The organism is Neobacillus sp. YIM B06451, from assembly GCF_032667185.1.
Classification (GTDB): Bacteria; Bacillota; Bacilli; order Bacillales; family Cytobacillaceae; genus Bacillus_D.
In genome coordinates this window covers 58,821-83,266 of the sequence record NZ_JAVFKJ010000012.1, presented here as the reverse complement: position 1 = coordinate 83,266, position 24,446 = coordinate 58,821, and the positions used below count along the sequence as shown (strand labels likewise).

General features: G+C 44.6%; 29 protein-coding genes, 1 pseudogene and 1 other annotated feature. Of the genes and pseudogenes, 15 read left to right on the top strand and 15 right to left on the bottom strand.

Going from position 1 to position 24,446, the window contains the following annotated elements; translation table 11 throughout:
* The first annotated feature begins 46 nt into the window (after window positions 1-46).
* The 3 genes from RB160_RS17655 to RB160_RS17645 are packed head-to-tail and all read left to right on the top strand — an operon-like array spanning window position 47 to window position 4,187.
* Window positions 47-1,858, top strand: coding sequence for a S41 family peptidase (locus RB160_RS17655; RefSeq protein ID WP_316571747.1), 1,812 nt, complete (start codon window positions 47-49; stop codon window positions 1,856-1,858).
* Between the two features lie 21 nt (window positions 1,859-1,879).
* Window positions 1,880-3,688: a S41 family peptidase gene (locus RB160_RS17650; protein WP_316571746.1), complete on the top strand. Its 1,809-nt coding sequence runs from the start codon at window positions 1,880-1,882 to the stop codon at window positions 3,686-3,688.
* A 49-nt stretch (window positions 3,689-3,737) separates the two neighbouring features.
* The gene (locus RB160_RS17645) at window positions 3,738-4,187 is read left to right on the top strand and encodes an NUDIX hydrolase (protein WP_316571745.1); all 450 of its coding nucleotides are present in this window, start codon (window positions 3,738-3,740) and stop codon (window positions 4,185-4,187) included.
* A gap of 41 nt (window positions 4,188-4,228) precedes the next feature.
* On the opposite strand, the gene RB160_RS17640 is transcribed toward RB160_RS17645, so the two are convergent.
* Entirely contained in the window at window positions 4,229-4,657 is a 429-nt protein-coding gene (locus RB160_RS17640) for a hypothetical protein (RefSeq protein WP_316571744.1), read from the bottom strand.
* A 110-nt stretch (window positions 4,658-4,767) separates the two neighbouring features.
* Here RB160_RS17640 and RB160_RS17635 point away from each other — a divergent pair, with 110 nt between their 5' ends.
* Window positions 4,768-5,328 (top strand): AAA family ATPase, encoded by a 561-nt coding sequence (locus tag RB160_RS17635; RefSeq protein WP_316571743.1) that lies wholly within the window; start codon window positions 4,768-4,770, stop codon window positions 5,326-5,328.
* Window positions 5,329-5,351: 23 nt separating this feature from the next.
* Here RB160_RS17635 and RB160_RS17630 read toward each other — a convergent pair whose 3' ends face one another.
* From RB160_RS17630 to pnuC, 4 genes are all read right to left on the bottom strand, one after another.
* A complete protein-coding gene (locus tag RB160_RS17630; protein WP_316571742.1) occupies window positions 5,352-5,945 on the bottom strand; it encodes an NUDIX hydrolase in 594 nt (197 codons plus the stop codon).
* 152 nt (window positions 5,946-6,097) lie between these two features.
* Window positions 6,098-6,253: a hypothetical protein gene (locus RB160_RS17625; RefSeq protein ID WP_316571741.1), complete on the bottom strand. Its 156-nt coding sequence runs from the start codon at window positions 6,251-6,253 to the stop codon at window positions 6,098-6,100.
* A gap of 277 nt (window positions 6,254-6,530) precedes the next feature.
* The gene (gene nadR / locus RB160_RS17620) at window positions 6,531-7,556 is read right to left on the bottom strand and encodes a multifunctional transcriptional regulator/nicotinamide-nucleotide adenylyltransferase/ribosylnicotinamide kinase NadR (RefSeq protein WP_316571740.1); all 1,026 of its coding nucleotides are present in this window, start codon (window positions 7,554-7,556) and stop codon (window positions 6,531-6,533) included.
* Window positions 7,553-8,242, bottom strand: coding sequence for a nicotinamide riboside transporter PnuC (gene pnuC / locus RB160_RS17615; protein WP_316571739.1), 690 nt, complete (start codon window positions 8,240-8,242; stop codon window positions 7,553-7,555). The genes nadR and pnuC overlap by 4 nt, the downstream gene beginning before the upstream one ends.
* A gap of 226 nt (window positions 8,243-8,468) precedes the next feature.
* Here pnuC and RB160_RS17610 point away from each other — a divergent pair, with 226 nt between their 5' ends.
* Window positions 8,469-8,954, top strand: coding sequence for an acyl-CoA thioesterase (locus tag RB160_RS17610; protein WP_316571738.1), 486 nt, complete (start codon window positions 8,469-8,471; stop codon window positions 8,952-8,954).
* A gap of 79 nt (window positions 8,955-9,033) precedes the next feature.
* On the opposite strand, the gene RB160_RS17605 is transcribed toward RB160_RS17610, so the two are convergent.
* From RB160_RS17605 to RB160_RS17590, 4 genes are all read right to left on the bottom strand, one after another.
* Entirely contained in the window at window positions 9,034-9,738 is a 705-nt protein-coding gene (locus tag RB160_RS17605; RefSeq protein WP_316571737.1) for a class I SAM-dependent methyltransferase, read from the bottom strand.
* 18 nt (window positions 9,739-9,756) lie between these two features.
* The gene (locus tag RB160_RS17600) at window positions 9,757-10,473 is read right to left on the bottom strand and encodes a nucleotidyltransferase domain-containing protein (RefSeq protein WP_316571736.1); all 717 of its coding nucleotides are present in this window, start codon (window positions 10,471-10,473) and stop codon (window positions 9,757-9,759) included.
* 61 nt (window positions 10,474-10,534) lie between these two features.
* Window positions 10,535-11,563, bottom strand: a complete 1,029-nt coding sequence (locus RB160_RS17595; RefSeq protein ID WP_316571735.1) for a hypothetical protein — start codon at window positions 11,561-11,563, stop codon at window positions 10,535-10,537.
* Window positions 11,564-11,575: 12 nt separating this feature from the next.
* The gene (locus tag RB160_RS17590) at window positions 11,576-12,055 is read right to left on the bottom strand and encodes a GNAT family N-acetyltransferase (protein WP_316571734.1); all 480 of its coding nucleotides are present in this window, start codon (window positions 12,053-12,055) and stop codon (window positions 11,576-11,578) included.
* A gap of 105 nt (window positions 12,056-12,160) precedes the next feature.
* Here RB160_RS17590 and RB160_RS17585 point away from each other — a divergent pair, with 105 nt between their 5' ends.
* A complete protein-coding gene (locus tag RB160_RS17585) occupies window positions 12,161-12,703 on the top strand; it encodes a ribonuclease FAU-1 family protein (RefSeq protein WP_316571733.1) in 543 nt (180 codons plus the stop codon).
* A gap of 211 nt (window positions 12,704-12,914) precedes the next feature.
* Here the strand turns inward: RB160_RS17585 and RB160_RS17580 are convergent, their stop codons facing one another.
* Window positions 12,915-13,433: an AAA family ATPase gene (locus tag RB160_RS17580; RefSeq protein WP_316571732.1), complete on the bottom strand. Its 519-nt coding sequence runs from the start codon at window positions 13,431-13,433 to the stop codon at window positions 12,915-12,917.
* Window positions 13,434-13,779: 346 nt separating this feature from the next.
* Between RB160_RS17580 and RB160_RS17575 the strand changes: the two genes are divergently transcribed.
* The 7 genes and pseudogenes from RB160_RS17575 (at window position 13,780) to RB160_RS17540 (ending at window position 19,319) form a co-directional block, all read left to right on the top strand.
* Window positions 13,780-14,286 carry a GNAT family N-acetyltransferase gene (locus tag RB160_RS17575; protein WP_316571731.1) on the top strand — a complete coding sequence of 169 codons (507 nt, stop codon included), beginning with the start codon at window positions 13,780-13,782 and terminating at the stop codon, window positions 14,284-14,286.
* A 594-nt stretch (window positions 14,287-14,880) separates the two neighbouring features.
* A complete protein-coding gene (locus RB160_RS17570) occupies window positions 14,881-15,381 on the top strand; it encodes a DoxX family membrane protein (protein WP_316571730.1) in 501 nt (166 codons plus the stop codon).
* Window positions 15,382-15,705: 324 nt separating this feature from the next.
* Complete coding sequence (locus tag RB160_RS17565) at window positions 15,706-16,206, top strand: DoxX family membrane protein (RefSeq protein ID WP_316571730.1); 501 nt, start codon at window positions 15,706-15,708, stop codon at window positions 16,204-16,206.
* Window positions 16,207-16,530: 324 nt separating this feature from the next.
* Window positions 16,531-17,031, top strand: a complete 501-nt coding sequence (locus RB160_RS17560) for a DoxX family protein (RefSeq protein WP_316571729.1) — start codon at window positions 16,531-16,533, stop codon at window positions 17,029-17,031.
* 324 nt (window positions 17,032-17,355) lie between these two features.
* A complete protein-coding gene (locus RB160_RS17555) occupies window positions 17,356-17,856 on the top strand; it encodes a DoxX family protein (RefSeq protein ID WP_316571728.1) in 501 nt (166 codons plus the stop codon).
* 10 nt (window positions 17,857-17,866) lie between these two features.
* Window positions 17,867-18,061: pseudogene (locus RB160_RS17550) on the top strand (Crp/Fnr family transcriptional regulator); the annotation flags it as partial.
* 736 nt (window positions 18,062-18,797) lie between these two features.
* Window positions 18,798-19,319: a CarD family transcriptional regulator gene (locus tag RB160_RS17540; protein ID WP_316571727.1), complete on the top strand. Its 522-nt coding sequence runs from the start codon at window positions 18,798-18,800 to the stop codon at window positions 19,317-19,319.
* A gap of 38 nt (window positions 19,320-19,357) precedes the next feature.
* On the opposite strand, the gene RB160_RS17535 is transcribed toward RB160_RS17540, so the two are convergent.
* Window positions 19,358-19,810, bottom strand: a complete 453-nt coding sequence (locus RB160_RS17535) for a MarR family winged helix-turn-helix transcriptional regulator (protein WP_316571819.1) — start codon at window positions 19,808-19,810, stop codon at window positions 19,358-19,360.
* A gap of 321 nt (window positions 19,811-20,131) precedes the next feature.
* Here RB160_RS17535 and RB160_RS17530 point away from each other — a divergent pair, with 321 nt between their 5' ends.
* Window positions 20,132-20,749, top strand: a complete 618-nt coding sequence (locus RB160_RS17530; RefSeq protein WP_316571726.1) for a DoxX family protein — start codon at window positions 20,132-20,134, stop codon at window positions 20,747-20,749.
* Between the two features lie 181 nt (window positions 20,750-20,930).
* Window positions 20,931-21,443, top strand: coding sequence for a DUF2199 domain-containing protein (locus RB160_RS17525; protein WP_316571725.1), 513 nt, complete (start codon window positions 20,931-20,933; stop codon window positions 21,441-21,443).
* Window positions 21,444-21,531: 88 nt separating this feature from the next.
* Here the strand turns inward: RB160_RS17525 and RB160_RS17520 are convergent, their stop codons facing one another.
* The 4 genes from RB160_RS17520 to RB160_RS17505 all read right to left on the bottom strand — a co-directional run bounded on the left by RB160_RS17520 (window position 21,532) and on the right by RB160_RS17505 (window position 24,290).
* Window positions 21,532-22,173 (bottom strand): HAD family hydrolase, encoded by a 642-nt coding sequence (locus RB160_RS17520; protein ID WP_316571724.1) that lies wholly within the window; start codon window positions 22,171-22,173, stop codon window positions 21,532-21,534.
* Complete coding sequence (locus RB160_RS17515; protein WP_316571723.1) at window positions 22,174-22,992, bottom strand: protein phosphatase 2C domain-containing protein; 819 nt, start codon at window positions 22,990-22,992, stop codon at window positions 22,174-22,176.
* Entirely contained in the window at window positions 22,985-23,443 is a 459-nt protein-coding gene (locus RB160_RS17510; protein ID WP_316571722.1) for an HIT family protein, read from the bottom strand. Before RB160_RS17510 ends, RB160_RS17515 begins: the two co-directional genes overlap by 8 nt.
* A 49-nt stretch (window positions 23,444-23,492) precedes the next feature.
* Window positions 23,493-23,712: a binding site (T-box leader), on the bottom strand.
* A 44-nt stretch (window positions 23,713-23,756) separates the two neighbouring features.
* Window positions 23,757-24,290: a GNAT family N-acetyltransferase gene (locus RB160_RS17505; RefSeq protein WP_316571721.1), complete on the bottom strand. Its 534-nt coding sequence runs from the start codon at window positions 24,288-24,290 to the stop codon at window positions 23,757-23,759.
* Window positions 24,291-24,446: the final 156 nt, after the last annotated feature.

Here is a 24,446-nt window from a genome sequence, read left to right as displayed (position 1 = left end):
ATAATGGAAGTTAAGGAAATGGGAAAACCAGGGGGATTTCAAGAATATGGACACTAAGAAACTCCGCATCTTTGGCTTGATTTTGATTATTGGTTTGGCCATCGTTGGCCTGAATTTCGTGCCGGATGATGAAGCTGCCACAACTGTAAAGAAGCAAAGCGTTGAGCGCAGGGTTGCAAACCTAGAGGCGTTTGGGCGGCTGTACGGATATGTCCGTTATTTCCACCCTAGCGACGAATCGGCCGGGCTCAACTGGGACCGGTTTGCGGTGTACGGTGCAGGCCGGGTAAAAGATGCGGCGGATGACGAAGAGCTACAGAAAGTGCTGAAGGAATTATTTTTGCCAATTGCGCCTTCACTTGTGATTACGGAAAAAGGAAAAAAGGCTCCTAAATCGCCAGCACCGCAAAAGACCACGGAAGTAGTTGCCTGGCAGCACTACGGGCCACCCGGGACTGACACTCAGTTTTTCAAGAGCAACCGGGTACACGCCTTCCTGGTTGATGGCACGTATGCATTCGATGAGAGAATGTTATTTGCAAATTATCCAGTGCTTGGCCAAAAACACGATGGTACGTTAAGTGAGAGACTTCGTTTTTCCATGCCGCTCATCCTGTATGTCGAGAACGGCAAAACACTCGGAACTACGGAGAAAAGCTGGAACAGGTTTGTAAAGCTGAAAGAAGAACTCGCGAGCATGGATCCAAACCTGACGAGCGAGGATGAGGATGTCCGGTTTGCAGGGGTGATTACCACCTGGAACATCCTTGCCCACTTCCATCCTTCCGACCCCACTACAGCTCGTAAAATAAGAGAGAGCCTAGCCGCTGCCCTAAAGGAAGCCGCCGATGACCGCACACGTGAAGACTACTTAGAAACACTCGCATTTCTTTTAGAAAAAACAGGTGATGGGATGGCGGAAAATACATTTATCAGCGAATACTCACCATGGGAGCGCCTACCCTTCACGCTGGACATTATTGAAGGCAAGCTGGTCGTAACAGCCGCTGACGAAATGGTAAATGTGAAAGCTGGGGACATCGTCGAAAAGATAAACGGTGCTGGCTGGATAGAATATTTGGATAAAGAGATAAATAAAATTTCCGGTTCCACTCAGTTCAAGATTTGGCGGGCAATTGATTTAATCACTCAAATGGATGAAGTGAAGCTGGGGATCACGAGGGACGGCCTTTACCGGGATGTCACTGTGGATCAAAGCCGCTATGGCTATATGGATGAATTCAACCGGACTGTTACTTTTAAAGAACTCGAGGAAGGTATTTATTATATTAATATGACTGATGACGCACGGAGAGCGGTTGAAGCAAATGTCGATGCACTCAGGAAGGCGAAAGGGATTGTATTTGACCTCCGTAATTCCCAATCCAATGGGGAGATCACGGGAAAAATTATCTCCCAGCTACTGGATAAGCCGATTAAGGGGCCCATTTTAAAAATTATGCAAACAGTCTACCCGTATCAGTGGAAAGCAACATACGACGAAATTCAAAATGAACTCACCCCAGAACCACGTCTCTTCAAGGGGAAGGCTGTATTCCTTGCGTATAGCGGCACAAGAGCCCAAGCCGAAACGATTCTTGGATATGTAAAAGATAATGGCTTGGGAACAATTGTCGGCCAAAACACCGCGGGTGCGCACGGATATTTGCAAATGTACCCGATTAACGGAACTTTAAGAGGCGTAATGACAGGCACGGAAACGCTCTCCGCTAATGGTAAATCCACCTTCAAGTTAGGCATAAAGCCAGATGTGCATGTTTTCCGGACGATGGACGGTGTGCGAAACGGCAGCGACGAGTATTTGGAAAAGGCGATTGAAGTAATCGAGGGAAAATAAATTTTCCATAAGGGGGCTGCGATGGAGAGGCCGAAGCTGCGAATCATTGGTTTGTGTATCATTGTCTGTATTGCGATTGTAGGGTTACATTTTTTCCCCGAGGAACAGGCATCCGTCAAGGTAAAGAAGCAACCTCCTGATCGCCTCTATACCAACTTGGAGGCATTCGGAAGGCTTTATGGGTACATCCGCTATTTTCACCCGAGCGATGAAGCAGCCGAGCTTGATTGGAACCGGTTTGGGATTTATGGGGTCGGCAAAGTTAAGGATGCAAAGAATGACAAGGAATTGAAGGCTGCTCTCGAAGAACTATTTTTACCCGTTGCCCCTACCCTTTCATTATTTTTAAAAGAAGAAAAGGCGCCTGTGGAGAAGAAGGTTGCGCCAACCGGAAAGGTTGTTGCCTGGCAGCACTACGGTCCGCCCGGTCTTCAGAGTTCTTTTTATAAAAGCAAGCGGGTCGAGGCCACTTTTGCGGACGGTTCCTTGACATTTCATGACGGGCAACTATTTCCTAGCTATCCAAAAGTTGTGGAATCATACGAAGGAGAGCTTGGGGATTCAATTCAATTTAAATTTCCTTTAATCCTCTTTGTGGATAACGGCAAAACGCTCGGAACCACGAAAAAAAGCTGGGAAAGCTATGAGAAACTGAAAGCCAATCTTCAGAATTTGAAAGAAGAATTGAACGCCGGGAATGATAATTACCGGTATGCCGGTATTATTTCGGCCTGGAATGTCCTTGCTCACTTTCATCCTTCTGCAGTTCAATTTACCATAAATCCAACTCAGGAGCTGCGGCTCGCACTTGAGGCTGCAGCAGATGATAAAAACTCCGAGGAATATTTCGGAACACTGGCCTCTTTAATGAGGAAAACGGACGACGGACAAACAATTTTACCATTAAGGGAACAAATGAAAAACAACAGGCGGCTTCCAGTTATGTTGGATCTCGTGGAAGACAAGGTTGTTGTAACAGGTTCCAAAGATTCTACGAAATTTATAGCTGGCGATATTATCGACTCAATTAATGGCGTTGATGCCCGCGGATATGTGGAACGCCTGTCCCAAGACCTGCCGGGATCGACGCAATTCAGAACGTGGATGGCAATTGATTCTATCCTTGATTCGGAACGGGCTGAAATCATCTATTCCCGTGAAGAGCAGGAGAAAACCGCAACTCTCTCAAGCTGGGAATATGCCTCTGTTGATGAGTTCAACCGACTGGACCATTTTTGGGAAATTGAAGATGGCATCTATTATTTCAATCTGTCCACGAACATAAAAGACACTTGGACTTTGTATCTTCCCGTTCTCGATAAGGCAAAAGGTATCATTTTTGATATGCGCACAATGAAATCCGATGAATCATTGTATAGGGAAATTATCGGCCATTTAAGCGACCGGACACTTTCAGGACCGGTCGAGCAGGTTATGCAGGTTATTTACCCGCACAAGGAAAAGGCCACTTTTTCCGAAAGGCAAGATTCAATTGACCCCGTACAGCCTAAATTCAGAGGAAAAATGATGTTTTTAGCTAACGGCGGAACGGTCGGCCCACCGGAATATTTCCTTCGTTATGTAAAGGATCATGGCTTGGGGACGATTGTCGGCCGCCTTACCGGAGGAAGCTACGGAAAAACGCAGACGTATCAAGTTGTTCCATATATCCGTGGTACTCTGACCGGAACCAATACAGTCGGATTGGATGGAAATCCGACATATCATTCCGGAATCATTCCCGATGTTCATATAACAAGGACGTTTCAGGGTGTCGGCAGTCTAATTGATGAGGATTTATTTAAAGCACTAAGATTGATCAAAGAATAGATTTTTGGAAATTTACTTCTCTCAATTTTTCAAGAAAGGTGTTCTCACCATGGAAAATAATATAGTTGTAGCGGTAAAAGGTATCGTCGTTAACAATGGAAAAGTATTGATTGTGAAACGCTCTGCCAATGACGAGGCAGGCGGCGGTACATGGGAGTGCCCTGGAGGGAAGCTGGATTTCGGGGAGACACTCGAAAATGCGTTGGCTCGAGAAATTGCGGAAGAAACAGGACTGGACGTTGCGGTCGGGAAATTGCTTTTTGCCACAACAATTCTCACGAATCCTGTCAGGCAGGTCGCCATCCTTACGTATCTGTGCCGGGCTGAATCGGATGCGGTCATGCTATCCACTGAACATACCGATTTCTGCTGGGCTGATAAGGATGAAGTGAAAGCATTGCTTGCCCCTGGAATTGTCAGCGATTTTGAAAAACATGGGGTTTTTGAGTGTGATGAAGTTTGGGCAGGGATTGGGAACCAAGCCAGCCTCATTCACTAGGCTTTTCGGAAAATGATAACTGCTTTGACCAGTAAGGGCCCTTATCTGCAGGTTCCTTTGTCATAATGCAGCCCACTCCGTGGAAGGTCTCCCTCAGGAGGGGTCCATCCAATCTGGCAAATTTTCCTATTCCTGCCGACCAAATACGTGTACATCCAATTCGGTTCGTTTTTGAATATAACAGTTAAATGGTTGGGATTATCATGCCTGCCTGTCCGCCTGGTGATTTGCCACTCCTCTTCCGGGTATTGGGTTTCAAGATATGAATGCAAAATAGCACTTTTTTTAACATACTGAAAATCATACCAGAGTGGCCGAAAAGTGAAAAAGGCAATGAGAGCTATGGTTAAGATTGAGACAACTGTAAATCCAAATAGCCTTCTTCTTGACGGCAAAAGAAACATACTGGCAAAAAGGACAATGACAAAAACACCCGATGCGGTCAGTTCAACAACCATTTTCGGCTCCATAATGGCCCCCCTTTTAAAATGAAGAAAATATATAAATAATCCACTATAATAATATAGAAAAGGAAATATTTTATGAGAACGATTTGTTCTTTTCGTAAATAGGAGGATCTATGAAATTCGTCTTAATCATCGGACCCCAGGCTGTCGGGAAAATGACAGTTGGATATGAGCTCTCTAAATTATCTGGATTGAAGCTTTTCCATAATCACATGACGATTGACCTGGTTAATCAATTTTTTGATTACAGCACACCGGAAGGGAAACGATTGGTGAGCCTTTTTCGCCAGGAAATCTTTGAAGAAGTGTCAAAGAGTAATTTGGATGGGCTGATTTTTACTTATGTGTGGGCATTCAACCTCCAGGCTGACTGGGATTATGTCGACCGGATCTGTTCCCTTTTCGAATCGAGGGGCGCAACCGTTTATATCGTCGAATTAGAGGCAGACCTGGAGGAAAGGCTCCATCGCAATAAAACGCCGCTCCGGCTTGAACAAAAACCGAGCAAAAGGAACCTGGCCTGGTCAGAAGCGAATTTGCTTGATTCATTGGAAAAATACCGCTTGAATTCGCATGATGGGGAAATTACTAGAGAGAATTATTTACGATTGAATAACACGAATTTGAGCGCAGTCGAAGCTGCCTCGTTAATTAAAGAGAAATTTAACTTATAAGGGCCGGAAAACTCCGGTCCTTTTTACATGCGCTCGGCCTTCAATTCTTTTATCCTTTTAAAAACTTCTATGTAGTAGGCATCGTGGCCGACAAAGCTATCCTTTGACACGATTTGGCTTCCTCCGCTGTCAATCGCGGTCACTTCAATCGTTTGGGTTACACCTTTGAAAAGATTTAGCCCATCTTCAAGCCTAATTCTATGGATGCTTTCCACTTCTTCCTCTTGAAGAGCGAACTTCGGCATTTCGTTGCACTCATATAGGAAGACATGGCAAAATTCACGGTCATATATTGTCTCGAGCTTAATTTCTTCTTTAATAATACCAAGTGAAATCAGGTCATTGAATTGGAGTTTGACCCCAAGTTCTTCCTCAATCTCCCGAATTCCATCCTCGATCGTTTCATCCGCCGTTAGATGGCCGGCGGAGGTGATATCGAAGAGGCCGGGGTAATCCTTTTTCGCTTTGGACCTTTTCTGGACAAGAACATCCTCCCCAAGCGTAAACCAGCAATGGAAGGTCTCATGCCAGTCCCCGGTCCTGTGCACTTCTTCCCTCGCCTTTTCGCCAATGCAATTCATATCCGCATCAAAAATTCGAATGATTTCTGTTGTCATGTATAGTACCTTTTACCTCTCAATTAAAGTTACAATTCAAATCATTTTTCAAAACAGTTTTTGTTAAAATTGCTGCACGACTTGTAGGGGAATCGACTCATCCAAGACTGTTTAACCATTAACTTCTATGTGAATGAACTGCCAGCCACTCTTTAAAACACCACGTTTTTTAAATAAAGAAATCCATACAGCAAGGCGCCGCCCAGCAAAATTAATACGGAAAACAATAGTATGCCATAAAGGAATCCCTTTACCATTGCCCACATATCCAAAAAGAGATTTTTGATAAAGTCAACAATTACATACATAGGATATCCCACCCCCGCCCAGGAATTTCCTCCATTATACCATAATCTCCAATTCAATTTACCGTTACTAAACAGTGGAACTGTCTTCTCCCCTGTTCAAATGCAATGACTTAATCTAAAAAGGAGCAGCTGCCTGCTCCTTACGGGTTGAGTCTCATTCACATGCTGCCGTTTACTTCCGTTTTGAAGCAACCGTTCATAAAAGGACAGCAGCTGTTCGGGGCAATACAGTTCCACCCATTAGCTGCTCTCTGTAATAAGTTTTGAAACGCTAATCTCATCCCCAAAGCAACTCATCCACCAGCCGAATCGCTTCGTTCAGCCTATCCTGATAATTACCGCTAATGGCCTTATAGGAAATTCCGTGCTCATGAAGCAATCCCTTCAGGATGGCGTTGTTTTTTTCACGGACTTTCCGTTCGCCGAAGGAGCGGGTGCCATCGTCGACCCATTTGACATCGGGTTCAAGGAAAAGCCAAAGATCATAATTCTGAAGCCTGGCTATTTCGTCGAGGATTGGCTGCCTTTTTCCAAGATAGGCAATCGAGAAGTATTGCGTGACAATCGCTTCTGTATCGATGAACAGAACTTTGTTGGCTTGCTTTAGCTGCTCGTTTTCCAGATTCTTGTGCCCGAAGGCGATTTGTGGATAATCGCCGGGAATCGTAACTGCTTCACCAACGCTAATCTGCTCGTAAAAGGTCCGGCCATATTCCTCTACAAATACCGTATTGTAAAGGGTAGCGAGATTGCGGACCAGGATGGATTTCCCGCAGCTTTCCGTGCCGACAACAACAATTTTTTTAACAAAATAGGGCTTAACAATGTCCGGCAGCATTTCCCAATGCTTGATGGGACCATCCTCCCGCAGCAATGTTCCCGATATGCCGTACGTTTCGCGGGCCGGGTCAATGACAACATGCCTGGCGGAAGGATACAGCTTATCGAAATATCCGCTGTAGGAAGGTTCCGAGCTGAAGACCGTGTCAATCTCCTTGCCAATTGCGGCTTTAATCGCCTCCGCGCCCTTTACCCAGTCGGAGAATTGCCCGGTTTGGATTTCTTCGACCGCATGAACATGGACATGGGGCATATCCTTCGTCAGCTGTGTCCACCAGCGCAGCCTGATGGAATAAGGGATATGGGCAATTTTCGCCCCCTGTACGAGTACTTCCCGTTCATAACGGTCATCATAGGACACGATTACATGAAGGTCATCCACCATCGCGCTTGCCTGAATCATCGCATACACGTGCCCCATATGAATCGGATAAAATTTTCCGCCATACATCCCAACCCTCATGCCTCTGCACCTCCCTGCATTTTCGACATCCTGATCCAGTTGATGTATCCATAAATACTGTTAATCAGAAATGCGGTCCACATGACGAGCATGATATAATCGTTCCCGCCGGTGTTGAACAAGGTGATTGCCCAGAGAGCGATTGAAAGGACGTTGACGAGAATCCACAGCACCCACTGTTCTGCGAAGCGCTTGACCATCAAGATTTGCGCGATGATCGATAGAACGACCGCAACTGAATCGATTCGAACTTGCTGGCCTCCAATCATATAAAGAAGTTCTGCATACAGAGCGGACGAAGCGACAGTGAAGATGCTGAGCCAGACCCACTGCTTTTTATTCAGGCGTTTGACGGCTACATCTTCCCCGATTGTTCCCTCGCCAATCTGGTTCTTTTTCCAAAAATAAATGCCGATAAATTGCAGCGGGAAGTAAAACGCTGCGTTCAGCATCGCTTCGCCATACAGGCCGTAGACATAGGAAATGTAAGCATATGTACCAGTCTGGATGATGCCGAAATAATAGTTGCTAATCTTTCCTTTCGCAACTAATACGACGCAAAGCATCCCGGAGATCGAACTGATCAGCCCGATCAGCGTATTGTTCCAGGCAAAGTACACCGAGATATTCACCGCTGTAAAAACAACCAGCCACACTTTCTCAAACAGCGTCCAGTCTTTTAACAAGCCCAGCTCTCCCCCGAAAAGATTGAATGGAAATCGCCAAATAGGCAGCATGCCCATTTGTGGAAAAAAAATTATAAAGTAGGCATACTAGAAATTGTATACTACATTAAATATATGCGTCGAGTTATGGGTTACTACTATTCTAAAACTAGATAGAGGGATTGCCCGGTCCATCATAGCAACGTGATGGCTTTTTACATTTTTAAAAAGAAAGAAGGACGATGCAATGGAACAACGCCTTTCCACCAATGTTTCCAGGACAATTCAAACGAAGCTTGTCCTTCCGCCTGATACGAACCATATGGGAACGATTTTCGGAGGGAAAATCCTCGCAATGATCGATGAAATCGCGGGAATTGCAGCAATGAGGCACAGCAAGTCAGAAGTGGTGACTGCCTCTATTGACAAAGTCAATTTCTTGTCTACGGTAAAAGTAGGCGATATCCTCACGTTTGAGGGATTCGTGATTTCAACGGGAAGGACTTCGATGGACGTGTACGTGAAAGTTGTGTGCGAGCATCCCGATACAGGACAGCGCAGGCTGACCACAGATTCATTCCTGACAATGGTCGCCGTTGACAGCTCTGGCAAGCCAACGCCGGTTCCCGGAGTCATCCCTGAAACGGATGAGGAAAAGGAATTATACAAACAGTCCCTGGAACGCCGCCAGCTCAGGCTAGCGGCAAAGCAGGCCAGGAAAACCGAACAGTAGGTTTGTTAAGATAATGAGTAAAGGGGCATCCGAATGGGTGCCCCTTATTCTTTTAAAAAAACTTATAACAAACATTCTTCTACCCTTTTCTTACAACAAACGTCACCGCATTTGTGGTTAAAAGCACTTCTCTATCACCGCGTACGATGGTGTACTCGAGAGGTTTTACAAGATGCTTTAAAACATCCCAACCCTCATAGTTTAATTTCAGTTTTTTCTCCATTTCCTCGGTGGTAAGGTTGACTTCCATCATGGCATCCAGTTCCTCACCGGTGTTTAAATCTCGTTCTCTCACCTGCGAGTTTATGATAATACAGTTGATGCCGCCGCTTTTCGTTCCATAGGCCATGTTTTTAAATACTTTATCTAGCTTTCCCTCGGATGAAACATGCTCTAGGCTTGAGACAGCTACGACCAGGTCAAAGCCTCCCGTTTTTATTTGATAATCGGCAATATCCGCCTGTTCCAGTTCAATTACACTCTCGACATTGAACTCTTTTCGGTACGCATCTAATTTCTCTATTGCGGATGGCAAGAGATCGACACAGATGACCTTGCCATTTGTTTCTTTTATTTCCTCTGCTATCGGGATACTGTTCCTGCCCACCCCGCACCCTAAATCAAGAACTCGACAATTTTGTTTTTCTTTTATAAAAGGAATTAATTCCATTACGGTTTGAACTGGCTTATGAAGCCAGGAACCCTGTTCGAATAGTTTATAGTTTTCATAGCAAAAGTCGTGATACATCTTCTCTGCCTCTCGAATCAACCCAATCTTGCTCAAACCGCCACTCTCCCTCTATTAAAGGCCTGGAATTTTCCCAAGGCTAAAACCTTCAAATAAACGCCCGCCATATGGTTCCATAATCCCGTCAACAAGTTCGATAATCTTATCTTTCTGATCGGTTTTGTAAAAACAGTCGAATGCCTCGGTGAAACGTTCCGCAAATTTCTCATCGTACTCCCTAAGGGAACGGACAATCCATTTTGATTTGCCTATCCATTTCCGGTTTACCCGCAAAACAAATTCACTCGCCAAATTTGCCAAAGTCAATGCGATGAAAATGGATTCCGCCCTGTTTGTGCTGCCAATGAAATCCTCCAATGCGTCGGTTAAAAAGTAACGTTTTGTTACGATCAAATCCTCTGTCCATTCTTCCGGCCCTTTTTCCATAAGTTTTTTCGCTTCTTCTTTTATAGGGGCGATTATGTCCGGGCCCTTTAGGACGATGCCATCAGAAACCATTCTGACGAGCGAAGGCACTCCCCGCTCTATGTCTGATTTAAAGAAATCCTTATATGAGGTGAGGTTATGCACAAACAGTTCAATTGGCCAGCCGTTATCTATTAAAGATTCCCTGTAGGGAGCGAAGAGATTGCCGTCAAAAACGACGATGTCAAGATCTGAGGTGTCGTTTGCCTCCCCCCGGACCACACTGCCCGCAAGCAATGCAGCATTGCAGCTTGGGTATTTGGCATTTATGAACTTCAAAGCATCTTCAACCGGGTTTGCTTTCATAACCTTTTCACCCACCTACCGTCTTGTAAAAAACATCTCCAAAATCTTTTTTATTGCCCGCTCATACTTCTTGTATAGCTTTGTGAACTTGCTTGTTTTCATTTTTCCTGAAGTTCTTTTCCGATTTATTTTCCTGAAGGGGCTTTTGCCTGTATACACATAATCCCACTTCGCCCCATACATCAATCAGCTTTTCCTTCGTAATGATTTGCCACGGATTCATGAACGTCTGGCCGTGTTTGTTGAAGAAAAACCCGTCCCTTAAATGGTAGGCTGCATGCTGGATGCCATTTGAATTTTTCCAGACAAAAACATCCCCAGGCAGCAGGTTTTCACTGCCCCCCTCTTCGTGATAATAATGATTTGCTTTCAAACCATTCTCAAAAACGTGCCCGCCGACCCACTTCGAAATCAACCATTCCGTTTCGGCCGAGCCGCCCGCAACCGCCGCAAGGACAGCGGCGAGGCAGTTTGCCCCGTTTGCAGCCGAAAACGTATTGATATACGGGGCGATATGCGGGTATCCGATTCGAAACTCGTTTATTTGGTCCTCGCTAATGTCAACATTATCGATGAATTGGCCGGCCATGCCGACAAGAAAAGCCTGCTTAAATTCCGTGGATAGCTCCGTCCATACTCCTGCCTGAAGAGCGAGGTATTGCTTGGACTCATATTCAAAAACATATGGGGCCAGCATTTCAAGCAACTCTTCCATTCCATGTCCATTTAAGAATGGCTCAATCAACCCCCACTCGAAAAGCAGTCCCCTGTTCAGCTTCTTCTGAATTTGAAAAATTCTTTTCCGGAGTTCGCTGTTGACCGAGGCGATCGCTCCCGGATGCGCGACACAAGCGAACGCCGCCTCCTGTCGATCGATTTGCCACAACTGATATATATTCAATGTATTAAAATCATTGAAGAACGAGTCAGGGAAAAATTCTTTTACCGGGATGGCCATCACATTCGGGCCTAACGCTTCAATAATTAATTGATCTTCCTTCGTAAAGAAAAACAGGTCACTTTTCGGAAAATTATTTTCCATCCAGTAGCGTAACGTTTCATTGTTAATTTCTACATTTTTTAAAAACATAGCTTCCCCCTATTAAACTTCCAGCACCATCCGAATCGTTTTCAGAATATGGCCCTCGAAATCTTCTTCCAATTCCTCTACCACCTTAAAGCCTTTCGCTTCATAAAAAGCCTTGCCGATGGCGTTTTCGCGTTCTACATTTATGTATATTTCTTTAACTCCGTCCAACTTTGCGATTCCTTCATTCAAAAGCGCGGTCCCGATTCCCTTTCCCTGAACCTCAGGCAGAAGGTAGATCGCATAAAGCTCCGCCTTTCCACCATCCCTTACAGGCGAGAAATTCGCAAAACCCGCAACTTTGCCATCCTCAACGGCAACCAGCATCAAAGAGCGTTCCATCCGCTGTTTCATCCTATCGTCATTGTATGCGGTACTTAAGAATCGTTCCCGGATCTCTTGGGGGATTATCCCTTCGTAAGTCGCATTCCAGCTCGTTTTGGCAACATACTGCACCTGCTTTGTATCCTCAGGGTTCATTATTCGTATCGCCATTGATTGCTCTCACCTCTTTGATTTGAAGGTCTGTAGATTGGAAAATATATCTATAATAATACCATTTCAATGCTATAATTAGGTAAAACTTTTCAGGGGGAAAAAATGCAAAAGCGAGTGTTCGGAAATCGGCCGGGATGGAAACGCATCACTAAAAGTAGATATTCGCAAACTTATTTGGATACACGGGAGTTCAAAGGCTATGTCACTCTGCTTCATACGGTAGAAGTGGCCGCCCCCCTTATAGTCGACTATGAAACAGGTCGGGTATGCATTGTAGACAACGGCTACTTCTGGCTCCAGCAGTTTCCTGAGGAAAAAAACCATGCCGCTACAACGATGTTCAATTCCTCCGGTGAAGTTGTCCAGTGGTACATTGACATCTGCCTCCAAAATGCGGCTGAAAATGGAGTGCCATTCTACGATGACCTCTATTTGGATCTCATCGTTTTTCCATCCGGCGAAGTAATTCTGAAAGATGCCGATGAACTTGATGAAGCCTTGGCGAAAGGGTTTATTAATAAAGATCAATACGATCTGGCCTGGACAGAAGCGGAGAATCTCAAATCGTTACTTAGTAAGGGTGAATTTCCATTGCTGAAATTATCACGTGCTCACAAAGACCTGCTTATGGAAAAGCTTGAGTAGTTTTTTATAATAAATGACGACATTTTCGCATAGGTTTCGTGTTCAAAACTGGTTTCATAAACCCCGATGAAGACACTTTCACATTGATTTCTAGCTCAAAACTGTCTTCATAAACCCCATGAAGACAGTTTCACATGGGTTGCGAACTCAAAACTGTCTTCATAATCCCGACGAAGACAGTTTCACAAGGATTTCCAGTTCAAAACTGTCTTCATTTCTCTATAAACTCTTCCAGCTGGTTTCTATTCTTGATTACGATAACTTTATCCTTATATATAGAGTACTTTTTAAAGAAATTCGGCTTCCCGTTCTGCTCAAAAAACTTGTTCCATTTGAACATTTTAAGGAAGATTTCGTATGTAACTTTATAATCTGCCTTTTCGCGGCCAAGTTTTTGCATTATGAATCTCTTGATAATCCGGTATGTCCTGACTGAGTATGCGGGGTCGAGGAATACAATAGCATCCGCCTCCCTAAAGCTCCCTGCTGTCCATTCTTCATTATGTACGCCTTCAATAATCCAGGCCTCTGACTTCAAAATAGCATCCAGGTATTCCGCCCGTTCTTCTTCAGTTCTTCTTCTGTCCCCAACTGGATTCCTTTCCCATACAACATTGTCCAGTTCATAATAAGGGATATTCCATTCCTCAGAAAGCTTGCGCGCCAATGTCGTCTTCCCGCTTCCAACAGAGCCTATGATGCGAATCTTTTTCACAGCACTTTCCTGCATAACACTCACCGCCTATATGTTTCTTATTAAGGCCTGTCATCTCACAATCTTTTAATTCAGGTTCACTTTGAACCTATTATCATTCATTCCCAGCCCTACTAGTCTGAATTTTCTTTAAATGTATATAACTCCCATGTTACTATTTATAACAGGAAATTTCATTTGGAGGGATTGTGTTGAAACTGCTTCCAACAATTTATTGGTTTCACAAGAGGTAACAGTAAATGCATCGCTTGAACTCGTATGGTACGCGTGGACCCTTTCTGACAGGGTTTCGGCATGGTTTGCACCGGAAGCGGTGATTGAACCGAGGATTGGGGGCGACTAGGCATTCATGGGGGTACATATGGATATCACAATTCGAAAAGCAACTGTCGAGGATGCCGAAGCTATCGCAAAGGTTCACGTCGAGAGCTGGCAAACAACTTATAAAGGCATTATGGACGAAGGATTTTTGCAAAGGCTGAGTGTGGAGAAACGGAAGGAATTGTGGCTTAATAACATTCCGCGTGTAGAGAGTATCGTCCTGGTCGCAGAATTGGGTGGAGAAATCGTCGGCTTCGCGGATGGGTCGCCTGTAAAGGAAGGCGAATACCCCGGCTACGACGGCGATGTTACATCAATTTACTTTTATGAAAAGCATCAGGGTAAAGGTTTTGGAAAACAGCTTCTTAACCAGCTCCTTGACGAGTTCAGGCAGCAAGGCTTCACGAGTGCAATCGTGAAAGTGCTTGAGGACAATGCGGCATGCAGGTTCTACGAAGCCCTTGGGGCAAGACGCCTCGATGAAAACGTTATTGAAGTCGCAGGCGGAAAAGCGAAACTCCTTACATATGCCTGGGACAAACTTTAAAGGGGAAATCATTACCGCATTTTACGAGATTTTTTTAATAAAGTGGTTTAAAGCGGTTTCCTCCCGGGTATAGAGGTAATGTAGCGTCACAGGACAGGGATAACCGGGAAATGTGAAGGTTGATGGTAACAGTACATTGACGAATGTTAATGTGGATCGGTTATCGGACTGTTGTTGTGATTGCCTACTTTGGAGAAAGATTTGCTTTCTCGGGCGACGGCAAGTGTTCGCCAACGGTATATTTAGCAGTAGCTGCTAAATTGGGGCAGGGTTTGACTGCTGAATAGGGCAAGTCTCACTCCTCAAATTCCCCTACAGAGGGGGATGGAGAAAGCCTGTACCCGAGCCGGTAGAGGCTTTTTTCATTGTAAAAATAGTGTGGCCGCAATCCCGGATTGCGGCCTTTTTGTGTTCATCCATTCGGCTTGGTTTTGGACATTCCCCTCTCGATTTGTGACCATTGTCACATCTTCGTCAAGAAGCTTTGTCTAATTGTTGAATAAACTGGAAACCCCCTACCGATACGTTGGAAACCGGATTATGATAACAGTGTAAACAACATAATTAAATTTTTTAAGAAAAGGGGAATTATCCATGTTTAATAATTTCTTAAGGGAAAACAAAATTGCAGCAGCACTTCTCGCTGTCTTACGTGTCTATCTTGGCTACATGTGGCTGACTGCCGGTTTCGGCAAAATTACTGGAGGCTTTGACGCCGCAGGATTCCTGAAAGGCGCCGCCGCCAACCCGGTCAAAGGCCCGGACGGAATCGTCTACGGCTGGTATGTTGACTTCCTGAACGCTTTCGCCCTTCCAAACGTCGAACTGTTCAACGTCCTGATTCCTTGGGGTGAATTCCTGGTCGGCCTTGGCCTCATTCTCGGATGCCTCACTAGTGCCGCAATGTTCTTCGGCCTTGTGATGAACTTCAGTTTCATGCTTGCCGGAACTGTTAGCCACAACCCAACTGACATCCTGATGGGCTTCATCATCCTTGCCGCTGGTGCAAACGCTGGAAAATACGGCCTTGACCGCTACGTGCTTCCTTTCATCAACAAGACTGTTTTCAAAAAAGAAGCCCAGCTTCAAGAGTAGGTTAATTTAATATAATGAAGAAAGGCTCTTCCAACCGGAAGGGCCTCTTTTATTTACTCCGCCAGGCTCCTCCAGTTTAAACGGCGCTAACGCACTCACACGCTTTGCTTAGCTTAGTTTTACACGAGTCCTGCAGCATCGGATCTACTTTCATCCCCATACCAGAATAAAAACAGCCCCACTGTGATGTTTGTCACACCTTCGTCAAGAAGCTTTGTCTAATTGTTGAATAAACTGGAAACCCCCTACCGATACGTTGGAAACCGGATTATGATAACAGTGTAAACAACATAATTAAATTTTTTAAGAAAAGGGGAATTATCCATGTTTAATAATTTCTTAAGGGAAAACAAAATTGCAGCAGCACTTCTCGCTGTCTTACGTGTCTATCTTGGCTACATGTGGCTGACTGCCGGTTTCGGCAAAATTACTGGAGGCTTTGACGCCGCAGGATTCCTGAAAGGCGCCGCCGCCAACCCGGTCAAAGGCCCGGACGGAATCGTCTACGGCTGGTATGTTGACTTCCTGAACGCTTTCGCCCTTCCAAACGTCGAACTGTTCAACGTCCTGATTCCTTGGGGTGAATTCCTGGTCGGCCTTGGCCTCATTCTCGGATGCCTCACTAGTGCCGCAATGTTCTTCGGCCTTGTGATGAACTTCAGTTTCATGCTTGCCGGAACTGTTAGCCACAACCCAACTGACATCCTGATGGGCTTCATCATCCTTGCCGCTGGTGCAAACGCTGGAAAATACGGCCTTGACCGCTACGTGCTTCCTTTCATCAACAAGACTGTTTTCAAAAAAGAAGCCCAGCTTCAAGAGTAGGTTAATTTAATATAATGAAGAAAGGCTCTTCCAACCGGAAGGGCCTCTTTTATTTACTCCGCCAGGCTCCTCCAGTTTAAACGGCGCTAACGCACTCACACGCTTTGCTTAGCTTAGTTTTACACGAGTCCTGCAGCATCGGATCTACTTTCATCCCCATACCAGAATAAAAACAGCCCCACTGTGATGTTTGTCACACCTTCGTCAAGAAGCTTTGTCTAATTGTTGAATAAACTGGAAACCCCCTACCGATACGTTGGAAACCGGATTATGATAACAGTGTAAACAACATAATTAAATTTTTTAAGAAAAGGGGAATTATCCATGTTTAATAATTTCTTAAGGGAAAACAAAATCGCAGCAGCACTTCTCGCTGTCTTACGTATCTATCTTGGCTACATGTGGCTGACTGCTGGCTGGGGCAAAATTACTGGAGGCTTTGACGCCGCAGGATTCCTGAAAGGCGCCGCCGCCAACCCGGTCAAAGGCCCGGACGGAATCGTCTACGGCTGGTATGTTGACTTCCTGAACGCTTTCGCCCTTCCAAACGTCGAACTGTTCAACGTCCTGATTCCTTGGGGTGAATTCCTGGTCGGCCTTGGCCTCATTCTCGGATGCCTCACTAGTGCCGCAATGTTCTTCGGCCTTGTGATGAACTTCAGTTTCATGCTTGCCGGAACTGTTAGCCACAACCCAACTGACATCCTGATGGGCTTCATCATCCTTGCCGCTGGTGCAAACGCTGGAAAATACGGCCTTGACCGCTACGTGCTTCCTTTCATCAACAAGACTGTTTTCAAAAAAGAAGCCCAGCTTCAAGAGTAGGTTAATTTAATATAATGAAGAAAGGCTCTTCCAACCGGAAGGGCCTCTTTTATTTACTCCGCCAGGCTCCTCCAGTTTAAACGGCGCTAACGCACTCACACGCTTTGCTTAGCTTAGTTTTACACGAGTCCTGCAGCATCGGATCTACTTTCATCCCCATACCAGAATAAAAACAGCCCCACTGTGATGTTTGTCACACCTTCGTCAAGAAGCTTTGTCTAATTGTTGAATAAACTGGAAACCCCCTACCGATACGTTGGAAACCGGATTATGATAACAGTGTAAACAACATAATTAAATTTTTTAAGAAAAGGGGAATTATCCATGTTTAATAATTTCTTAAGGGAAAACAAAATCGCAGCAGCACTTCTCGCTGTCTTACGTATCTATCTTGGCTACATGTGGCTGACTGCTGGCTGGGGCAAAATTACTGGAGGCTTTGACGCCGCAGGATTCCTGAAAGGCGCCGCCGCCAACCCGGTCAAAGGCCCGGACGGAATCGTCTACGGCTGGTATGTTGACTTCCTGAACGCTTTCGCCCTTCCAAACGTCGAACTGTTCAACGTCCTGATTCCTTGGGGTGAATTCCTGGTCGGCCTTGGGCTCATTCTCGGCTGCCTCACTAGTGCGGCAATGTTCTTCGGCCTTTTGATGAACTTCAGCTTCATGCTTGCCGGAACTGTTAGCCACAACCCAACTGACATCCTGATGGGCTTCATCATACTTGTCGCTGGTGCAAACGCTGGAAAATACGGCCTTGACCGCTACGTGCTTCCTTTCATCAACAAGACTGTTTTCAAAAAAGAAGCCCAGCTTCAAGAGTAGGTTAATTTANGCAATGTTCTTCGGCCTTGTGATGAACTTCAGCTTCATGCTTGCCGGAACTGTTAGCCACAACCCAACTGACATCCTGATGGGCTTCATCATCCTTGTCGCTGGCGCCAACGCTGGCAAATACGGCCTTGACCGCTACGTGCTTCCTTTCATCAACAAGACTGTTTTCAAAAAAGAAGCTAGGCTTCAAGAGTAAACTGATACTAAAATAATGAAGAAAAGGCTCTTCCAACCGGAAGGCCTTTTTTATTTACTCCGCCAGGTCCTCCAGTCTAAATGGCGCTAACGGACTCACGCACTTTACTTAGCTTTGCACGAGTCCGGCCGATTTGGATCTACTTTCATCCCCATATCAATATAAAAACAGTTCCACTGTGATGTTTGTCACACCTTCGTCAAGAAGCTTTGTCTATTTGTTGAATAAACTGGAAAACCCCTACCGATATGTTAAAAATCGGATTATGATAACAGTGTAAACAACATATTTAAATAAATAACGAAATGGGGAATTATCCATGTTTAACAAATTCTTAAGAGAAAACAAAGTCGCTGCCGCTNGAACTGTTAGCCACAACCCAACTGACATCCTGATGGGCTTCATCATACTTGTCGCTGGTGCAAACGCTGGAAAATACGGCCTCGACCGTTATGTGCTTCCATTTATCAACAAGACTGTTTTCAAAAAAGAAACTAGGCTTCAAGAGTAGGTTATCAGCCTAACTATGAAATAAAAGCTAACCCAATCACAACTTGAATAGTTTATAAAAAATGCCTGCTTATTGAGTTTCAATAGCAGGCATTTTTTCATTTCTGGTTGGTATACTAGCCAGTTGGAAACCATATCAAAAAATCCCTTTAAAGTCAACCAAGTTGACAATGTGTTCATTTTCTGATATTATAAACTTAGTTGACAAATATTCCGAGGTGAGCAAATGTTTTCTATTGGAGACTTTATGATCTATTCTGCACATGGCATTTGCAAGGTTGATGATATTTGTGAAAAAACAGTGTCAGGCATTACTAAGACTTACTATGTACTGCATCCCATTGACAGTATTGGCCACTTAACGATAAGCAGTCCCGTGGATAACGATAAAGTGGCTATGCTGGAACTTATGAGTAAAGAGGAGGCGAATGAACTCCTTGAATCATTCCAATATCCAGGAGTTAAATGGATAGAAAACCCTAATATTCGTTATAGGCAATATAACGATATCGTAAATACGGGTAATCGAAAGGAAATTGCCAAAGTTGTAAAGACACTGATGCAAAAAAAGCTGGATGCTGAACTTCATGGTAAAAAACTTTACGAATCAGACCGCAAGCTGCTGGAACATATCCAACACGTCTTATTTAAAGAATTGGCTATATCGCTGGACACTACAGTTGAAAAAGTACATGATATGGTAATACAGTTGGTTAAGCAATCAGCTAAAAAAAGAGTGCCCTTGTAAATTTCATGGCATTCTTTTTTTGTCTTATTTTAAATGAATTATATCTTCCAATCGAGCTTTAAAAGATTTTTAAGTTCCTCTACCTTCTCCGCACCGATGTTCTCTGCAATTTTGTTTACAAGCCGGGCCTTAAGGTCTACGATTTTTTCGTAGCATTCTTCACCTAGCGGGGTTAGCTGGATACATTTCTCTTTCCTGTTGTTTTCTGCATTCCTAATTTCCACTAAACCTTTTGCCGAAAGGTTTTTGATAAACTTATGGATCGCCTGGCGGGAAATTTCCACATTCTTGGTCACATACGATATAGTCGGCTGTTTTTTATAAATCCTGGCCATTATATACCATTCGGAATTGGAAATATAAATCTCGCTATTGTCGTTCCAGGCTTTTCCCAAGATGCTCCGGAGCAAGCTATGCCGTTCGCTGATTAAATCTATAAGATCCAAATTTTCCAATTCTGAGTTTGAATTCAAGAGAATCACTCCATTCATCATCTTCGCCCCTACTATACAAAACCCATTATTGGTTGTCAAACTGGTTTACAACGATCTTGCATCCATCTTTAAGCGGGCAGTTTTTGTACTAGTGCTTGTTGTACCCCCCATACGGCTGGGGCCAACCTCTCTTTTCATGATTAATAGGCGTTCATTTCCGCTTTTATGAAATCAATTGTGACCAATGTCACATCTTTGTCAAGAAGCTTTGTCGAATTGTTGAATAAACTGGAAACCCCCTACCGATACGTTAAAAATCCGATTATGATAACAGTGTAAACAACATAATTAAATTTTTAACGAAAAGGGGAATTATCCATGTTTAACTCTTTCTTAAGAAAAAATAATGTCGCCGCCGGACTTCTCGCTGTCTTACGTATCTATCTTGGCTACATGTGGCTAACTGCAGGCTGGGGCAAAATCACTGGCGGATTTGACGCTGCCGGCTTCTTGAAAGGCGCCGCCGCTAACCCGGTTNTTCTCGCTGTCTTACGTATCTATCTTGGCTACATGTGGCTGACTGCCGGCTGGGGCAAAATCACTGGAGGTTTTGATGCTGCAGGATTCTTGAAAGGCGCTGCCGCCAACCCGGTCAAAGGCCCGGATGGAATCGTCTACGGCTGGTATGTTGACTTCCTGAACGCTTTCGCGATTCCGAACGTCGAATTGTTCAACGTCCTGATCCCTTGGGGTGAATTCCTTGTCGGCCTTGGCCTGATCCTCGGCTGCCTCACTAGTGCGGCAATGTTCTTCGGCCTTGTGATGAACTTTAGCTTCATGCTTGCAGGCACAGTAAGCCACAACCCTACTGACATCCTGATGGGCTTCATCATCCTTGTCGCTGGCGCCAATGCTGGCAAATACGGCCTTGACCGCTACGTACTTCCTTTCATTAACAAAACTGTTTTGAAAAATAAACATCAACTACAGAATTAACCTAGAGTTCAAACTGTAGCAAAAGAGACCTAAAGAAACTCCTTAAGGATAAAATACAAATAAGTAACCATCCCATTGACAGACCAATAAACATTTTGGTCTGTCATTTTTATTGTTGAATCACCGATATTCTAATAAATGCTATAATCTTTCCTAAGAAGAAATAATGGTGGTGAATTAAGTGGCAAAAATTGAGGGATATACTTGTAGTTGCTGCGGTCAATATCACGAAGAACTTCCGCGAAGTTACGGAAATCCTGCTCCTGTCTATTACTATTATTTTGGTCCTGAAGAACGGGAAGATAAATTTGAACTGGACGACGACTTATGCGTAATGGAGAAAGAACATTTCTTTATTCGTGGATGTATAGAAGTCCCTATCCTCGGGACTGATGAACATTTAATTTGGGGTGTTTGGGTTTCCTTAAGTGAAGCGAATTTCAATAGAGTAAAAGAATACTGGGATAAACAAGAACTATTGGAACTAATGTTTGGTTGGCTTTCTACCGAATTATCCATTTACCCTGATACGGTAAACTTAAAAGCAATGATCCATTTTAGGCCAGATGGCATTCGGCCATTCATTGAATTAGAACCAACCGATCATCCTTTAGCTGTCGAATTCCGAAATGGAATTACCTTGGATCGGGTTAAGGAAATAGCTGAATACTATTGTGTTAACCAACATAATTAAGAGAGCATTAAAGTGATTTCAATGCTCTCTTTTGCCAATTAAGGAGGTGTTAAGACCTTACCCTCTTTTCTAAAAGCACCCAATTCAATCAGCCCTTTTTTAATAAATTCACCAATTCCCGAAAACTCGTAAACACCTCATCCGGTTGTACTGAAAACTCAAGCGATTGGTAATTTGGAAGCCATTGTACACCGATTGTATGAACGTTCGCTTTCTTTCCAGCAAGGATGTCGGCATCGCTGTCCCCGAGGAAAATCGCTTCTGCCGGGGAAACGCCAAGTTCGGCCAACGCCTTATGAATCCCCTCTGGATGGGGCTTGGGAATATCAACATCATCCCCGGTTATCTCCACATCGAACATTCCTTCCATCCCCAGGCACTGAAGCGATATATCGAGGCTCCTCTTCGCCTTTCCGGTCACGATTCCCAATTTGTAGCCTTCGCTCTTCAACTGCTTTAAGAGGCTGCTTATCTCCTCATTCTTCTCAACAAACTCATCATGTTTTTCTCTGTATTTTTCGTAAAATAACTCGATTGCGTCATCATGTCTACCGTGCAGAAGGTTTTCGCGGATGATGCCCGTTTCAGATGGGCCGAACATCGCCTTTATCTGCTCCGAAGTTAAATCCAGGCCATCGTATTCCTTGAAAACCGACTGAAATGCAAAATAGCAAATCGGCAGTGTATCGGCGAGGGTTCCGTCAAAATCAAAAATTATCGCTTTCATCAATTAACCATCCCTTCTGTTAACTGAATCGCTTGGCTCGCTTGCATCTGTCTCATTTTCAATCAGCCAGGAAAGTATTGTAGTACTGTCGCGGACATTTTTTTCCTGAACTGTCGTTAACAGCCTTCTCACACCTTCATCATTCGCAGCATTCCGGAAAGGTACAAAAACATTTTCGGGTTGATCAAATCCCGAGCCCTGGCATTCAACCAGTCCATCCGTGGTCAGAAGGATATGGTTAGTCCCTTTCCTAAGTTCCTTGCACCCTGTGCTGTAGCAAGGAACAGGCAGCTCGAACGAATTCACTTTTCCTACCCACTCATAAAAACTTCGATGGTTCTGCTGTAACTCCTGTAACGCGGCCAGTTGCGGATGATGCAAATAAAGGATGCAGTCACCAATTGAAAACCACAAAAGAAAATTCTCTTTACGAACTGCAATCAGGCACGCTGTTTCGCCCCGAAGCTCCCTGCATCTTTTTTTAAAATCCTTATCCTGAAAGATGGTAAGAATCCGCTTTTCCAAATCCCTGAAAGTCCTATTCACCGGCAGCCGCAAAATCTCCTTTATCTCTTCCTTTCGTTTTTCAAATTCACTTACAACCAGTTCCGCGCTGTCGGCTGAGCTGTGTGCATCAAGAAGGACAACGAATTCATAGCCATTTTCCGCGTCCGTCCAAGCAATGCATCCATCCTCATTTTTATACTGGCCCGCAGAAGAATTTCCGCCAAACCGGCCGAGGACAATCGGGCCAACCGTTTCAACGCTGATTTCGTCAACAAAATCTTTCTCGCTACCAACCCAGCTGATTTCGCTAGTCATTTTTGCCACCATCTTCTAGAAACGACCGGATGCGCTGGCAAACCCGTATGACATCGTTGTTGTTCCCCATCCGTGCGTTTGGCGAGTCATACACGGCAAATGGCCCCCAATACTCTTCCGGTGTGCCGGGATACCTTGGCACAAGATGCATATGGAGATGCGGTACGGCATTTCCCGAAACAACCGCATAAATATGCTCGGCTCCTTCGCACTCCTTCAAGCCCTTGCTCACCCTCGACATGATTAACCCAAACGCCTGCGCTTCTTCCGGCTCCATATCCGCAAGCGTTTGCGCATGCCTTATTAAATCGATCATAATGTGGCCAAGGTAATTCGGCTTCCCGCCGCTATCGATATGGCCAACGTACACATAGTCATCTTCATAAATCATTTCCCCGGCCGTTTGAATAAGGCCCTTGTGCTTTTTGCAAATGAAGCAATCCTCCTGCATCACACTTCCCCCTTTTTCTTTTGAAAAATAAAAAAAGCCCGCCGCCCCGTAAAGAGACGACAAGCTTTTGCCGCGTTACCACTCTTTTTGGTTTGCCAAAATATATGCAAACCTTCTCAAGACTCGATTACGGGAGTTAACCGTCTAGGCCTAAGATATTCAGCCTGGCCGCTCAAAGGCGAGTTCGGGAATCAAATTGACTGCTTTTCACCAGCCAGCAGCTCTCTGACAATAAAAAATCCCCTACTGCTCCTCATCAGTGCGTTTCACTATGGAAAACTTTTACTTATCTTACTGTTAACCGAAAAATCTGTCAACTATTTCTTTTTAAAAGTGAATACACATATGTATCATAGGAAGTTCCATTTTGGATCATATAATCGCGCAATATCCCTTCTTTTTGGAAACCGGCCTTCAGAAGCAGGTTGCTTGATACTTCATTTTCGAGGAAAACAACCGCTCCGATCCGGTTTAATCCCAACTCTTCAAAGCCGTAGGAAATGACCTTCTGCAACGCTTCCGACACATAGCCTTTTCGCCAGTGGCCGGGATGGAGTTCATAGCCGATTTCCGCGCGTTTGTGCTTAGGGCTCCAGGCATTGAAGCCGATTGTCCCAATCAACCCATTCGCGCCTTTGAGCTCGATTCCCCAGCGGATGCCCCTTTTTTCGAGAAGATTTTTCGCAAAAAACTCTACGAATCCTTCTGCCTGTTCAACTGTTTCAAGGCGCTCCTGCCCATAGAACCGGACAACGTCTTCGTTTGAAAAGCACGCAAAAATGGCCGCGGCATCTTCTTTGACTATTTCACGCAAAATAAGCCTGTCTGTCTCAAGTACCGGAAACATGTAACTTCCCCCATTTCTTTCCACAATCATACCCGAATACCCCAAAACATACATCCTTTTTTCAAAAAACTCTTCAAAACCCATTAATTTCCTTCGTTAAATTTGCCGGTTGATTGCACCCTATACATATACAAGAAAAATTGGGGTGATTGTTCC